This is a genomic window from Subtercola boreus (genome assembly GCF_003399645.1).
Taxonomy (GTDB): domain Bacteria; phylum Actinomycetota; class Actinomycetes; order Actinomycetales; family Microbacteriaceae; genus Subtercola; species Subtercola boreus_A.
Genome location: NZ_NBXD01000025.1, coordinates 89,691 through 103,389, shown reverse-complemented (window position 1 = coordinate 103,389; position 13,699 = coordinate 89,691). Strand labels below are relative to the sequence as shown.

13 protein-coding genes are annotated in these 13,699 nt (G+C 69.3%); 6 read left to right on the top strand and 7 right to left on the bottom strand.

What is annotated here, in order from left to right:
• The first annotated feature begins 15 nt into the window (after positions 1-15).
• From mobA to B7R24_RS13240, 3 genes are all read left to right on the top strand, one after another.
• Positions 16-726 carry a molybdenum cofactor guanylyltransferase gene (gene mobA, locus B7R24_RS13250; protein WP_116419439.1) on the top strand — a complete coding sequence of 237 codons (711 nt, stop codon included), beginning with the start codon at positions 16-18 and terminating at the stop codon, positions 724-726.
• A 64-nt stretch (positions 727-790) separates the two neighbouring features.
• The gene (locus B7R24_RS13245; RefSeq protein WP_216363696.1) at positions 791-1,213 is read left to right on the top strand and encodes a DUF6457 domain-containing protein; all 423 of its coding nucleotides are present in this window, start codon (positions 791-793) and stop codon (positions 1,211-1,213) included.
• Complete coding sequence (locus B7R24_RS13240; RefSeq protein WP_116419438.1) at positions 1,210-2,472, top strand: molybdopterin molybdotransferase MoeA; 1,263 nt, start codon at positions 1,210-1,212, stop codon at positions 2,470-2,472. The genes B7R24_RS13245 and B7R24_RS13240 overlap by 4 nt, the downstream gene beginning before the upstream one ends.
• Before the next feature lie 72 nt (positions 2,473-2,544).
• Here the strand turns inward: B7R24_RS13240 and B7R24_RS13235 are convergent, their stop codons facing one another.
• The 3 genes from B7R24_RS13235 to B7R24_RS13220 form a co-directional block, all read right to left on the bottom strand.
• Entirely contained in the window at positions 2,545-4,305 is a 1,761-nt protein-coding gene (locus B7R24_RS13235; RefSeq protein WP_172582823.1) for a sensor domain-containing protein, read from the bottom strand.
• Positions 4,302-5,141 (bottom strand): alpha/beta fold hydrolase, encoded by an 840-nt coding sequence (locus B7R24_RS13230; protein ID WP_116419472.1) that lies wholly within the window; start codon positions 5,139-5,141, stop codon positions 4,302-4,304. Before B7R24_RS13230 ends, B7R24_RS13235 begins: the two co-directional genes overlap by 4 nt.
• 280 nt (positions 5,142-5,421) lie before the next feature.
• On the bottom strand, positions 5,422-6,195 hold the full coding sequence (locus B7R24_RS13220; RefSeq protein WP_116419436.1) for a hypothetical protein: 774 nt from the start codon (positions 6,193-6,195) through the stop codon (positions 5,422-5,424).
• A 119-nt stretch (positions 6,196-6,314) separates the two neighbouring features.
• Here B7R24_RS13220 and B7R24_RS13215 point away from each other — a divergent pair, with 119 nt between their 5' ends.
• Both B7R24_RS13215 and B7R24_RS17635 read left to right on the top strand, forming a co-directional pair.
• Entirely contained in the window at positions 6,315-8,360 is a 2,046-nt protein-coding gene (locus B7R24_RS13215; RefSeq protein ID WP_116419435.1) for a DUF262 domain-containing protein, read from the top strand.
• A 201-nt stretch (positions 8,361-8,561) separates the two neighbouring features.
• Positions 8,562-9,632: a hypothetical protein gene (locus B7R24_RS17635; protein WP_172582814.1), complete on the top strand. Its 1,071-nt coding sequence runs from the start codon at positions 8,562-8,564 to the stop codon at positions 9,630-9,632.
• A gap of 13 nt (positions 9,633-9,645) precedes the next feature.
• Here the strand turns inward: B7R24_RS17635 and B7R24_RS13200 are convergent, their stop codons facing one another.
• A complete protein-coding gene (locus B7R24_RS13200; RefSeq protein ID WP_116419432.1) occupies positions 9,646-10,686 on the bottom strand; it encodes an LLM class F420-dependent oxidoreductase in 1,041 nt (346 codons plus the stop codon).
• Between the two features lie 2 nt (positions 10,687-10,688).
• Positions 10,689-11,867, bottom strand: coding sequence for a low temperature requirement protein A (locus tag B7R24_RS13195; RefSeq protein WP_116419431.1), 1,179 nt, complete (start codon positions 11,865-11,867; stop codon positions 10,689-10,691).
• A 197-nt stretch (positions 11,868-12,064) separates the two neighbouring features.
• Here B7R24_RS13195 and B7R24_RS13190 point away from each other — a divergent pair, with 197 nt between their 5' ends.
• A complete protein-coding gene (locus B7R24_RS13190; protein WP_116419430.1) occupies positions 12,065-12,565 on the top strand; it encodes a flavin reductase family protein in 501 nt (166 codons plus the stop codon).
• A 17-nt stretch (positions 12,566-12,582) separates the two neighbouring features.
• Here B7R24_RS13190 and B7R24_RS13185 read toward each other — a convergent pair whose 3' ends face one another.
• Both B7R24_RS13185 and B7R24_RS13180 read right to left on the bottom strand, forming a co-directional pair.
• Entirely contained in the window at positions 12,583-12,990 is a 408-nt protein-coding gene (locus tag B7R24_RS13185; RefSeq protein ID WP_116419429.1) for an acyl-CoA thioesterase, read from the bottom strand.
• A gap of 10 nt (positions 12,991-13,000) precedes the next feature.
• Entirely contained in the window at positions 13,001-13,645 is a 645-nt protein-coding gene (locus B7R24_RS13180; protein ID WP_116419471.1) for a response regulator, read from the bottom strand.
• Between the last annotated feature and the right edge of the window lie 54 nt (positions 13,646-13,699).

Genomic DNA, 13,699 nt, shown 5'->3' with positions numbered 1-13,699 from the left:
TCCTAGGCTTGCCGAATGATCTTCGACGCCATCGTTCTTGCCGGGGGGCGCAGTTCGAGGCTGTCGGGCGTGCCGAAGGCGCTGCTGGTGTACGACGGCAGGACCCTTCTCGAGCGTTCCCTCGACGCGGTTCAGGATGCCCGGCGAAGGGTGATCGTCGGCGACGCCGCCGTCTGCGGCTCTGCCCTGGGCGGCTCAGCCCTGGGCGGTCGCGCACCGCTGTTCGCCCGCGAGGAGCCGCCGTTCGCGGGACCGGCGGCGGGGATCGCGGCAGGCTACGCCGCGCTGCAGGGGGACGCGGGTGCGGCTGCGGGTGGGGCGCGCGGCGCGGCTGATGCGTCCGCTGCTCCCAGCGACTTCGTGCTGGTGCTCGCCTGCGACATGCCGCGGGTTGCGTTTGCCGTCACTGCGCTGCTGGCGGCCCGGGCCGGGTGGGATGCCGGCAGTGCGGGAGGCATGGTCTCCGCCGATGGCGGGGTGGCCGGCGAAGACGGCGTCGTGGCCCGGAGCGTGGACGGGCGGCGCCAGATCCTCGCCGCCCTCTACCGAACGCACTCGCTCGGTGAGGCCATAGAACCGCATCGCCGTGCCGGCAGGCTCGCCGGGCTCTCGGTGCGCGCCCTGCTGGAGACCCTCGACACGCAATTCGTCACCGTTCCCGAGGGTTCGACCGACGACATCGACACCCCCGACGACGCCGCGCGGTTCGGAATCGGGTTACCGTGAATCATCCGTCCGTGCGTCTCGCAGGCGCCGACCGGAGCCACGCCCGCCATCCCCTGGAGCACCCATGAACCGCACCGACGACGAAGCCCAGCGCGAGACACTCGACGACTGGAGTGCCGATCTGGCGGATGCGCTCCGCCTGGCGGGGCTGGAGGTGGGTGTCGAGGTCGAGGTGGACGCGATCCTCGCGCTGGCGGGCGACGCCGCGCACACGGTGCTGCGCCCGGCCGCGCCCCTCACCACGTTCATCGTCGGGTTCGCGGCCGGGCGCGCGGTCGGAGCGTCCTCGTCGTCCGCCCCGCCGGAGCTCGCGGTGGCGGAGGCCATCCAGACCGCGCAGACGCTGATCGGCGAGTACGGCGAGGCCGCCCGCCCTGCGCACCCGGTCGGCGCCGACATCCCGCCTGCGGCCGGAGATGCCGCACGCTCTGCGCCCTCGGCCGGAGACTCGAACCGCGCCGACATCCCGCCAGCGGCCGGAGAGTGACCGACCGCCTCGTCAGACCCGACTGGTCGGCGGCCCGACAGCGCGCCTGGGAGGCGGCCGAACCGCTCGTGTCGGTCGACGTACCGTTGCTTCACGCCGCAGGACGCACTCTCGCCCGCGACGTCGTCGCCCTGAGCGACGTGCCCCACTACGCCTCCTCGGCGATGGACGGCTGGGCGGTCGCCGGCGACGGACCGTGGATGCTCGTTCCGGCCGCCTCCGCAGCCCAACCCCTCACGGCGGGACAGGCGCAGGTCATCGTCACCGGCGGACTCGTGCCCCCCGGCGCGACCCGCGTCGTCCGCAGCGAGCAGGGCAGCGTGCACACCGCGCCCACCCCAGAGCCCAGCGCCGGATCGGCCACCGGTGCGACGAAGGATGGGGTGCGCCTGCTCCTGACCGAGACCCCGGATGCCGTCGGCGACCAGGCTCGCCGACGCGGTCACATCCGGCCGTCGGGGGAGGAGGCGCGCCTCGGCGCCACTGTGCTCCGGGCGCACACCGTTCTGAACCCGGCCCACGTCGCCGTGGCCGCCGCGAGCGGACACGACACACTGCCAGTCGTCGCCCGGGCGCGGGTCGCGCTGGTGCTGACCGGCGACGAGGTGCAGCTCGCGGGCATTCCGCTGCCCGGTTTCGTGCGGGACAGCTTCGGCGTCACCCTGCCGACGCTGGTCGCATCGCTCGGCGGCGACGTGATCGCCACGCTCCGCGTGCCCGACACGCTGGCGGCGTTCGTGGCTGCGCTCGGTGCCATACCCGCCGCGCTGCCCTCCGCCGCGACATCCGCCGACCTCATCATCACGACCGGCAGCACCGGCACCTCACAGGTCGACCACCTGCACGCGGCGCTCGAGGCCCTCGGCGCCGAACTGCTGGTCGACCGTGTCGCAATGCGGCCGGGCGGCCCGTCGTTGCTCGCGCGGCTGCCCGACGGTCGTCTGCTGCTCGGGCTCCCCGGCAACCCCCTTGCTGCGATGGTGGGGCTCCTCTCATTCGGGCCCCCGCTCCTCGCGGCATTCGCCGGGCTCACGGCTCCGCTTGAGACCTCCGTCATCACCCGCGACGTGCTCAGCGGGCGCCCGGGTGCCGTTCTGCTCAGCCCCTACCGTCTCGTCGACGGCCGGGCTGTTCTGAACGACTGGAGCGGCTCGGCCATGATGCGCGGCCTGGCCGAGGCCGACGGCATCCTGATCTGTCCCGAGGCGGGGGCCGCAGCCGGCGAGCGGGTTTCTGCTCTGCCGGTGCCCTGGCTCTGAAGCGCAGGCGAGACGAGACGCGGCCGGACGAGACGCGGCGGGACGAGACGCGGCGAGACGAGTCGCGCCGGGTCAGCCGCCTGCGCGGTGGGACGAGAGCCAGGTTTCCAGCATGCCCTCGTTCAGCGGACGTGCGTAGTAGAACCCCTGAACGTAGTCGCAGCCGAGGTCGGTGAGACGGGCAAGCTGCTCGGCCGTCTCGACACCCTCCGCCACGACGACGATACCGACCGCATGGGCGAGCTCGATGCAGCTCACGACGATCGCGGTGTCCTCGGCCGTGACGTCGAGTTGCGCGATGTACGAGCGGTCGATCTTGATCTCGTCGATCGGGAAGTCCCGCAGGTAGGCGAACCCGGCGTGGCCCGTGCCGAAGTCGTCGATCGAGAGCCGAACGCCCAGTTCTTTGAGCGCTCTGACCGTCGTGAGGGCCTGTTCGGTGTCGGTGATCAGGGCGGTCTCGGTCAGCTCGACGGTCAGGAGCGCCGGGTCGAGCTTCTGGATGCGGAGCATCGCCGCGACGGATCCCGCGAAGTCGGAGTCGCTGAACTGCCGCGCCGAGACGTTGACCGACATCGTGAAGGGGCCATGGGTGGGGTCTTCGTTGAGATGGGCGCAGTGCGCGATCGCCGTCTCGCAGACCCATGCCCCCAGATGGCTGATCAGGCCCGACCTTTCGGCGATGTCGATGAACCTGCCGGGCGCGATCGTGCCGTGGTGGGGATGATCCCAGCGGATCAGGGCTTCGACGCCGAGAGGCCGCCCGGTGGCGAGGTTCAGCTGGGGCTGGTAGTCGAGGCGGAACTCCCGTTTGGCGATCCCGGCGCGGATCTCACCCAGCAGCCTGATCTCGTCGATCGCCGACGAGGCGCCGTTCGTGGTGAACCGCCGCCACCGGTTGCGGCCCGCCGACTTGGCGTTGTACATCGCCGTTCCTGCATTCCGAAGCAGCGACCCGGCCTGTTCGGAGGGCCAGGTGGGCGACTCCCCACCGGAGACGGTCGGAGCATCGAGAACATCGACCCCGAGGCTGGCTGTGATGACAATCTCGAGGCCTTCGACGGTCAGCGGTTCGGCGACGGATGCCAGGAGGTCGTCTTCGAATCCCGGGCCCTGGCTGGCCCGGGGGACGGCGACGGCGAAACTGTCTTCGCCGACCCGCGCCATCAGAGCGTCGGGGTGCAGGTGCCGCAGGCGGTCGGCCGCTGTGCGCAGAATGACGTCGCCGGCCCCCGTGCCGAGGCTTTCGTTTATCGCGCGGAAGTGGTCGAGCCCCAGCTGGCACACCGCAAGGTCGTCATTCGGACCGCTGGCCGAGACGAGGTCGGTCAGATCGGCGAGGAACCCGTCACGGTTGAGAAGCCCGGTGAGCGAGTCATGCCGGGCGAGCTGCTCCAAACCCTGCTCGGCCTCCTTGCTCCTGACGATGGCCGCTTCGGCGTGGCGAACCGCAGAGATCAACTGCGTCTGCTCGGCGGACTGCTGGCGGCGCTGACCCATCGTGAACATCGACAGGGGCGGATCTGTCTTCACGCGGGAGGCCATCATCGCGGCAGCAATCGGCTGTCGGTCGGGCCCGAAGATGGTCATCACGGTGTACGGAACCTGCCCCGAGAGATCGAGCTGGGCTGCCGTGCGGGTGGAGAACAGAATACGGTCTCCGATGGGGAGCAACGCCCGAAACGGCGTGCCGACGAGAGCTTCGCGCTGCCACCCGGTCCAGAGGAGAAACCCGTCGTTGACCGCGACGATCGTGCCCTCACCGTCGGTGACGATGGTTCCGGCAGGCGATCCGAGGAACAGCGCCTCGTAGTCGAGGTCTGGCGCGTTCACGGTGCACGGAGGTATCGGAGAATGGCCTGCGAGGTCTCTTCGGGTGCGCTCACGTGCGGAACGTGGCCGGTTGCCTTCAGCACGACCAGCTCGCTGCCCGACAGTCGTTCGTGAAGGTACTCCCCGACGCCCGGCGGCGCGAGTGCGTCGTCGGAGCACTGCAGAATGAGGCTGGGCACCGAGACGGAGCCCAGCAGTCCGCGCACATCAGAGAGGAAGGACACCCGGGCGAACGTTCGGATCACGATCGGGTCGACCAGGCAGAAGCTCCGTTCGAGCTCGTCGGCATACACCGGCTCGGCGGTGTTTCCCATGACGACCGGCGCCATGGCCGCCGACCAGGCCATGTGGTTCTCGTCGAGCGACTGGAGGAGGTCGGCCACGTCGGGTTTCGAGAGACCCCCGACGTAACCGGTCGTTGGGTCGTCGAGGTACGACGGAGAGGGGGCGAGGAGCACCAGCCGGCTGAACAGCGCCGGTCTCCGAGCCGCGGCGGCTATGGCCATCATCGCCGAGACGCTGTGCGCCACGATGGTGACATCCTCCAGCTCCAGCACGTCGACGAGCTCGGCCAGATCGGCGGCGTAGCGGTCGAGCGAGCTGTATTCGACGGGGTCGTACGACGCGAGCGACGAGCCGCCGGAGCCGACGTGATCGAAGAGCACGACGCAGTACGAGTCGACGAAGAACGGCAACATCCGGCGGAACATTCCCTGGTCGCAGCCGAATCCGTGTGCGAACACAATCACCGGCGCACCGACGAGCCCGTGCACGGTGACGTTGTTGCGCACCACGATCGCCTGAGCATCGGGGGCCACGGGCGAGGGGAGCAACATACCTGATCATCCCACATCCCTGCATGCCCGGTTCTGTGCCCCCTCCTTATCGGCCTGCCGCAGCGCTGAAGCGTTATCGGCCCGCCGCGGCGCTGAAGCGCACGGCGAGTTCGCTGACGGCGGCCGCGAGTTCGGGCGGGCCCTCCACCTCGAGAGCGGCGTCGAAACGGCCGACGGATGCCGCCAACGCCACCCACGACCACGATCCTTCCGGAGCCCGAACGAACGGAAGGCGCCCCGGCCGAATCGACCGGGGCGCCTTCCGTTCACGGAACGAGGATCAGGCCTCGCTCATCACGAGCTGCTCGGCCTGGCCGCGGGCGGCGAGGGCGGCGGCACGGGCGGCGAGGCGACGGGCCTGCTCGGCCTGGCCGGCGTCGAGCACATCCTGGGGTACCTCGACGCTCTCGACGTGGTTCACGCCGTTGTACTTCTCGATGTAGGCGTCGAGCTCGGGGCCCGAGGTCCACGAGGTGATGAGGCAGTAGCGCGCTTCGGCACCCGGGTGGGTCGCCGCGTGCCAGAGCCGCTGGGTGTCGACGATGAGCTGCGCGCCGGCCGGCAGCGCGATACGCGTCTCGCCCATGGGGTCGGTGCGGTTCTCCCGCAGCACGAAGTAGCTGTCTTTGTCGTCGGTCAGGTTGAAGAAGCCGCGAACGACCCACCCGGTGCCGTCGGGGTTCAGGCGGTTGTTGTCGTCCTGGTGCAGGTTGTAGAGGGTGTCTGCGTACTCGTTCGGCTGCAGCTCGATGACCCGGCAGCGGCCGACGTTGGCGCCCGGCTCCTGGGCGCGACGCGTCAGGTTCGGGGCCTTCTCCACCTGGGAGTCGATGAACACACCGTCTTTGTCGGTGCGCGGCGGCTTGTGGTTCCAGAAGCCGTTGCACTCGATGTCGCCGAACGCGCTGGCCAGCGGCGCGAAGCGGGTGTCGCCGGAGGACTTCCAGTCGTTGTACTCGATGTCGAGCCACTCTGTGGGGTCGAGCTCCTGGTTGTAGCGGTCGAGCACTACGTAGCCAGTTTCTTCCAGAGCGGCAGATTTTATGTATCCCATGGTGGAATCATGCCCTTTCGTCTTGGACCAGCACGTTTTAACAGGTCCAGGTTAGGACAGCCTAACATCCGGCTCTCTGCTGAGCGGGGAGACGGCTGCGTGTCTGTACGATCGAAGCCATGGTCTCTGCCACGAACGTCGATGCGACCGCTGTCAACACCATCCAGTGGCTGGCCCGTCCCTCGAGCACCATCGTCGTTCCGGTGTACCAGCGCCAGTACCGGTGGGACATCGGCGGCTGCGAACAACTGCTGGGCGACATCCGTGCGGCGGCCGATTCGGATGATCGGCAGAGGCATTTCATCGGCTCCATCCTCTCGACGACGAGCTTCGGCGACGACTCCGGTGACGACTCAGACGACGACTCCGGCGAGCTCGTGCTGATCGACGGGCAGCAGCGCATCACGACGCTGATGCTGCTGATCGCGGCTCTGCACCACACTGTGCTGCAGGATGACGCCCACGCCTCCCTTGCCACCGAACTGGCGCAGGTACTCGTGCGCTCGGCCGACCCGAACCGCACGAAGCTCCGCCCGCACCGGGCGTGGGCCGACGTGTTCGAGAGCGTCGTTCTGAACCGCCGCGGGCCGGGCGACGAGGCGCGCGACTCGCGCTTCGACGACAACTACGCGTTCTTTCGAAGCCAGGTGCTGCCGAACGAAGTCGCCCGCGTCTGGCGCGGACTGCAGAAGCTCGAGCACGTCGCGATCACGCTCGGCGCCGACGCGAACGCGCAGCAGATCTTCGAGAGCCTGAACTCGACCGGCGAGCCGCTTCGCGATCACGAGCTCATTCACAACTACGTGCTGATGGGGCTCTCGCACGCCGAGCAGAGCGAGATCGAAGACACCTTTTGGGTGCCGATCGAGCAGAACACGGGGGAGTCGATCGCCAGCTTCTGGCGACACTACCTCGTCATGACGACCGGTCGCGAGGTCGCCGTGGCGGGGGAGCGTGGGGTGTACGACGCCTTTCGGCAGCGCTTTCCCCGGCTCGACCTCGACACGCTCCGCGCGCAAGCGACCGAGTGGCGCGAGTTCTCGGGCGTCTTCCGGATGCTGCTGGAGCCGGCCCGCGAGGCCGACGCCGAGATCGGTCGCCAGCTCGGGTACCTCAACACGTTCGGGCGCGGGATGTATCCCCTGGCCATGCGCGCCTACCACGAGTACTCGCAGAAGTTGCTGGGGCGGGAGGCGCTGATCGACACGCTGGAGCAGATCCAGTCGCTCGTGCTGCGCCGCACTGTGGTCGGTGTGGGTGTCGACCGACTGGTGGCCCGGCTCTGTCGGGCGCGCGAGGAGGGGACGGATGCTCTGCGGCGCGCGATCGCCCGCATCACCCCCTCAGACGAGCGGGTGCGCGTGGCGCTGAAGTTCAGCGACCTCCCTCACCCCGGGTATGTGCTGGGGCGCATCGCGGGCGTCGAGACTCCTGTCGATCTCGCCGGTCTCGACGTCGAGAACGTGTTTCCGCTGGCCCCGTCCGACACCTGGAGCGGCGGCGGCGACACCCCGTGGTCGGAGTACAGCGACGACCAGCAGAACAGTCACCGCGCACTCGCGCAGACGCTCGGCAACCTCGCCCTGCTGGAGCAGCCGCTCGCAGAGCGCGCCGTCGGGCTGTCGTTCCCGGCCAAGCGTGCGCTCTACGCCTCCAGTGCCGTTCCGACCACCACCGCGCTGTCCGGGGTCTCCGAGTGGGGCACCGCCGCGATCGCCCGCCGCACGGTCGAGCTGACCGACGTGTTTCTGAGAGTGTGGAGACGGGCATCCGGAACCGCCATCGACGACGACGGCCTGACCCCCATCCTCGACGCCCAACGCCGTCGCGGCTGGCCCCGCGGCTGGGAGCGCGAGTTCGAGTATGTCGAGTACCGCGGCGAACACTGGGAGGTGTACGACGTGAAGTATCTCTTCAACCGCATCTTCAAACGCCTGTGGGCGGATGCCCGCCCGAGCGTCGTCGCGTTCAGCGCCCAGCGCGGGGGCCCGCTCTATGATTCCCAGGCGTGGAACGGCCACTGGGACACCCTCGACGAGTCGCACTACCTCTACATGGGCTGGGACTCGAAGTACATGCTGACCGCCGTGCAGGGCGTGCTCGACGAGGCCGGCCTCTCGGCCGAGGTCTTCGTCAAGTACTCCTACATCGGCGCGCTGATGTAACGCCCGCGCCGCCGAATCGACACAGGATGCCCGCTCCGCTGCAGATGGCGCGGAGGACGAGCGAAAGCGTGTCGATACAGGGCTGCCCGCACGCCGACGGCCGCCGGGTGAGCTGCCCGGGCAGGAGGGAGCCCAAACCCGGGGGTGACGGGGGAGGGTGCGGATCGTAGGCTCAGCAGGGAGCACGACCGGGAGTTACGCGTGGAGAGTTACGAAGAGGTTCTCGAGAGGGTGGCCGCGATGACGCGGGTGCCCGAGGCGGAGGTGCGCGCCCACGTGGCGCTGCGGGATGCGGTGGCCGATGCGCTGGCGGCGCCGGGCGGTGGCGCGGCACGCGGCGGGGGTGCCATGCGCGGCGGGGGCGCCGGACGCGGCGGGGGTGCCGGATGCGGCGGGGGTGCAACGGCGCCGGGCGGTGGAGGCGTCGGCGCAGCGGGGGTTCTGCGCGTCGTCGATGCGGGGGCCTTCCGGCACGGCACGGCGGTTCGGGGCGCGAGCCGGTTCGATGCGTTCGTCGTACTCGACGGCGGGCGGCCGAAGTCGCTCGCGCGGGTGCTGCAGGGCATCCGGTCGGCGGTTCAGGATGCCGGGATCGACGCGCTCGTCACGACGACGTCTGACTCGGTGCTGGTCGACGCGACGCCCCTCGACGGTGCAGCGGGTGCAGACGGCGCCGCGGGCTCGGACGGCGCTGCGGGCGCGGACGGTGCCGCGGGTGCAGACGGTGCCGCGGGCGCCATCGTCGCGCCGCGCCTGCGCCTCATCCCCGCGTACGAGGCGCCGGGCGACGGGGGGAGTGCGATCGTCGCGATTCCCGATGCCGCCCGACGGTGGGTGCTGGCGCGTCCGGGCGCCCGCGAGCAGCTCATCGCGCGCATCGACGACGGTGATGCGCACCTGAGAACGCTCATCCGGCTCGTGCTCGCCTGGAAGCATGACAACCGTGTTCCGGTCTCGTCGTACTACCTCGAGACGGCGGTCATCCGGCAGGCCCTCAGGCAGCCCTCGTTCAACCTGTTGTGGGATCTGTGCTGGCTCTTCGAACAGACCGCCCAGGATGACCTGATGAACCTGCCCGACCTGTCGAGCCCCTCGCAGGTGCAGCGGGTGCGCGCCGCCGACACCCTCGGGCGACGCATCGAGGCCCAGGTGCCGCTCGACGCGGCGGCCGCCCACGCGCGGGCCGCCGTGAACGCCTACCTCGACGACGATCGGGGCACCGTGGATGCCCGGCTCACCGCCCTCTTCGGCGGCGCCGTCAGCGCAGAATGACACGCCCGCGGCGTCAGCCCAGCATCGCCCGCACGGCCTCGATCGACTCCACCCGGCCGGCCGCCGTCGGCGCCAGCGGCTGCACGAGCAGCGTGGTGGCGCCCGAGGCTTCGAACGCCGCCAGGCGTTCACGCACATGCGCCTCCGTGCCGATGAGCGACGTCGCCAGCACCAGGTCGTCGGGAAGGGCATCCGCCGCCGCCGTCTTCTCGCCCGCCAGATAGAGCTCCTGCACGCGCTCGGCCTCGCCGCCGTAGCCGTAGCGCACGGCGAGTTCGTTGTAGAAGTTGGCACCGGGCGCACCCATGCCGCCGATGTAGAGGGCCATGCGCTCGCGGTAGGCCCCGAGCATCCGTTCGTCGTCGTCGCCGATGAAGAGGGGAACGCTCACGATCGCGTCGAGCGCTCCGAGCGAAGGATCGCGCCGTGCTGACCCGGCCGCGAGGGAGTCGCCCCACGCCGCGGCCGCACGTTCGGGGTGGTAGAACATCGGAAACCAGCCGTCGGCGATCTCCGCCGTCTGTTCGACGGCACGCGGTGTGAGAGCTGCTATCGCGACGGGTATCCCCGAACGAAAGGGTCTGTTGATCAGTTTGAGGGACTTGCCGAGGCCCGTTCCCTGCCCCTCCGGCAGCGGGATGGTGTAGTTCTGCCCCGAGTGCTCCAGCCGCTCGCGGCGCCAGACCGCCCGGCAGATCTCGACCGTCTCGCGCAGGTGCCCGAGCGGTCGGGCGAACGGCACCCCGTGGAATCCCTCGATCACCTGCGGCCCCGAGCTGCCGAGGCCGAGCTCGAAGCGCCCGCCCGACAGGGAGTCGAGGCTCGCCGCGGTCATCGCGAGCAGGGTGGGGGTGCGCGAATACAGGGGCAGGATGCTCGACATCAGCGTCGCCGTCGAGGTGATCGCGGCGAGGTAGCCGAGACGGCTGACCGCGTCGAACGAGTACGCCTCCGAGACGGCGACGACCTCGATTCCCGCCCGCTCGAAGTGCACGGCCTCCGCGGCCGCGCCGGCGAAGTCCTCGGAGTAGTCGATCGTGACGCCGAGCCTCATGGTCACTCCTCGATGTTCGCCCCGGTGCCCGAACGACGCCCCGTCACCACCAGCGTAGCCACGATCACGACCAGCAGCGCCGCTGTGAACACCTCGGCGGCGGGCAGCAGGGCGCTCGCGGCGATCGCCAGGCTGGCGAGCGGGATGATCGTGTTCGCCGTTCGCGCACCCGTCGGTCGTATCGCCAGCAGCCAGACCGCCAGCACGAAGACCGCGACCGGAACGGTGAGGGTCGCGGCCGCGACGACCGGCGGGAGTCCGGTCGCGCCGCCGTGAAGGTCGACCAGTACCTCGATTCCGGCCGACATCGCGGCGGCGGCAGCGAAGATCACGTAGTGGGTGTACCCGAGCGTCAGCGACTGGCGCAGGCTGCCGAACCGGCTGTGCAACGGCGTCGCGAAGTACACCCACCACATCGAGGCCACGATGGCGAGCGAGCAGATCGCGAGCACGACTAGTGGAACGATGTGCTCGGAGTCCTTCAGCGAGTCGATGATGGCGTTCGCAGAACCGAGCAGGCCCTCGCCCAGCACGACCAGGGTGAACAGGCCGAAGCGTTCGGCGATGTGGTGGTTGTGGTAGGGCGTCGTCTGTCGGTGCTCGGCCCAGACCGGCACGCACAGCTCGGCGATCGCGAGCACGACGAAGCTGGGCGCGCCGAGCGACTCCGGCAGCAGCAGGCGCAGCACCCAGGCCACCTGCACCACGGTGATGCCGCCGGCGTACCGCAGGGCCGTGCGCCGGAACTCCGGCGAGTTCGCGGCGAGCCGCAGCCACTGGCTCACCATCGCCAGACGCATGATGACGTAGCCGTACGTCACCGCGGCGAAGTCGCCGTGTTCCATCGCGGCCGATACTCCGGCGGCGAGAACGAGGACGCCGGCCATCTGGGCGATCGTGGTGACACGATAGAGCCAGTCGTCGTTGTCGAAGGCCGTCGCGAACCAGGTGAAGTTCATCCACGCCCACCAGATGGCGAAGAACACCATGAGGTACGCACCGGCGCCGACGGCGACCTGCTGGTCGGTCTCGAGATGGTGCAGCGTCTGGGAGGCGAGCGACACCGCGACCACGAAGACCAGGTCGAAGAACAGCTCCAGGCTCGAGGCGACCCGGTGCGGCTCCCCCTTGTCGCGGGGCCTGACGGGGCGCAGGTCGAGGCGGGTCAGCAGGTTCGTCATGGCGCGAGCATACAGAAATCATCGTGCGAGCCCGCGGGAGGGGTGGCGAAAGGTGTTCGCCCGGTGGCGGTTGTCGAGCATCCGGGGCCTGTGACCTGCGGTTTAAATTGTTTCGGGCGGCGCAATTCGGGCGAAATCTGCACAGTGCGAGGATTCGGGTACGAACCTCACCACTTTCTCGTCGCGAAGGAAACCCGATGTCAGTTCTTCCCTACACCGCAGACTCGATGCTTCTGCGCAAGACGTTCGGCGCCTTCCCGTCGGGGGTCGCGGCCCTGGCGGCGGTGATCGATGGCGAACCGACCGTTCTCATCGCCTCGTCGTTCTCGGCGGGCGTGAGCATGGAGCCGCCGATGGTCATGTTCGCCGTTCAGAACACGTCGACCACCTGGCCCGAGCTCGCCCGGGCCGAGCGCATCGGCGTCTCGATCCTCGCGAAGGGACATGGAGCGTCGGTGCGCCAGCTGGCGTCGAAAGACAAGGCCGCGCGCTTGGACAACATTCCGACGCTGGTGCTGCCCTCGGGCGCGATCCTGCTGGATGACGCCCCGGTCTGGCTGGAGTGCACCATCGCGCACGACTACCCGGCCGGAGACCACCGCATCATCGTGCTGCAGGTGGTGGGTACGAACACGAACGATGCGTACGCACCGCTCATCTTCCACAACTCGGCGTTTCACGAGCCCGTCGCCATCTGACGGCTCGCCGACCGGCCTCAGCCGGTGAGCTCGGCCAGCGCTGCGGCCCTCAGCGTTTCGGGGATCGGTACCGGCCGTTTGCTGCCTCGCCCGACGAAGACATGAACGAACTCACCGGCGGCGATCTGGGTCCCGTCGCTCTGCCTGAACAGCTCGAGTTGCCACGCGATACTCGTCGTGCCCACCCGGCCCGCCCGCAGAACGACCTCGACCGTGTCGGGAAAGGCCGCTGGTTCGATGAACCGGCACGAGGATGACACGCAGAACGCGAGCGTGTCAGACGTCTCGATGTCGAAGTGCCCCCCGCCGATGAGCCAGGCCGTGATCGTCGTGTCCATCGCCGTGTAGTAGACGGTGTTGTTCAGATGGCCGAAGACGTCGTTGTCGTTCCAGCGGGTGGCGAAGGGACGGCTGAAGCTGTTCACCGTCGAAACTCTACCCGTCGACGAGGATGAGCCCCTTCCGGATGGCCTGGTCGCGCATGGCGACCTTGGTGCTCACGTCGATCCCCGCCAGGCGGTACTTGCTGCGGATGCGTTTCAGGTGCGACTTCGCGGTGTGCTCGCTGATGTGCAGCACGGCGGCCATGCGTTTGGCCGATTCGCCCATGCTGTAGAGGGCCATGATGCGCGCCTCCTGTGACGACAGGGTCGGCCCTTCGGCCCCGTCGCCCTCTCGGGGTACCAGCCGCGGTGAGACGAAACCGACGCCCCGGCTCGCCGCGTGGACGGCGAGAACGATGGTCTCGGCCCGCTCGCTCTTGACGATGTACCCCAGCGCTCCCGCGGCGAGTGCCTCGCGAACGACGCCCGGGTCGGAGTAGGTGCTCATGACGACGGTCGCCACACCGACGGTGCCGAGGGCGCGGAGCTTCACCGAGATGGGCAGCCCGTCGCGCAGGTCGAGGTCGAGCAGCACGACGTCGGCCGGGAACTCCGGATGCGCCAACAGGTCGGGCCAGGTCGAGACGGCAGCGACGAGCTCGATGTCGTCGGCCGCGTTCCTGATCCATCCGCTGAGGGCGGTGAGCAGCATGCGGTGATCGTCGACGACAGCGAGCCGGATGCGTGCAGGAGCCATGCCTGCCATTTTGTCATTCCCGGCCCCGTTCGGGGGTCTTTCGAGCCGCCGAAC

What these genes read in the sequence shown, in the direction of transcription:
- B7R24_RS13195 (WP_116419431.1), bottom strand. Translation starts at nt 11,867, where the DNA reads ATGACGAACCTGCTGACCCGCCTCGACCTGCGCCCCGTCAGGCCCCGC.
- mobA (WP_116419439.1), top strand. Translation starts at nt 16, where the DNA reads ATGATCTTCGACGCCATCGTTCTTGCCGGGGGGCGCAGTTCGAGGCTG.
- B7R24_RS13230 (WP_116419472.1), bottom strand. Translation starts at nt 5,141, where the DNA reads ATGTTGCTCCCCTCGCCCGTGGCCCCCGATGCTCAGGCGATCGTGGTG.
- B7R24_RS13220 (WP_116419436.1), bottom strand. Translation starts at nt 6,195, where the DNA reads ATGGGATACATAAAATCTGCCGCTCTGGAAGAAACTGGCTACGTAGTG.
- B7R24_RS13200 (WP_116419432.1), bottom strand. Translation starts at nt 10,686, where the DNA reads ATGAGGCTCGGCGTCACGATCGACTACTCCGAGGACTTCGCCGGCGCG.
- B7R24_RS13245 (WP_216363696.1), top strand. Translation starts at nt 791, where the DNA reads ATGAACCGCACCGACGACGAAGCCCAGCGCGAGACACTCGACGACTGG.
- B7R24_RS13180 (WP_116419471.1), bottom strand. Translation starts at nt 13,645, where the DNA reads ATGGCTCCTGCACGCATCCGGCTCGCTGTCGTCGACGATCACCGCATG.
- B7R24_RS13190 (WP_116419430.1), top strand. Translation starts at nt 12,065, where the DNA reads ATGTCAGTTCTTCCCTACACCGCAGACTCGATGCTTCTGCGCAAGACG.
- B7R24_RS13215 (WP_116419435.1), top strand. Translation starts at nt 6,315, where the DNA reads ATGGTCTCTGCCACGAACGTCGATGCGACCGCTGTCAACACCATCCAG.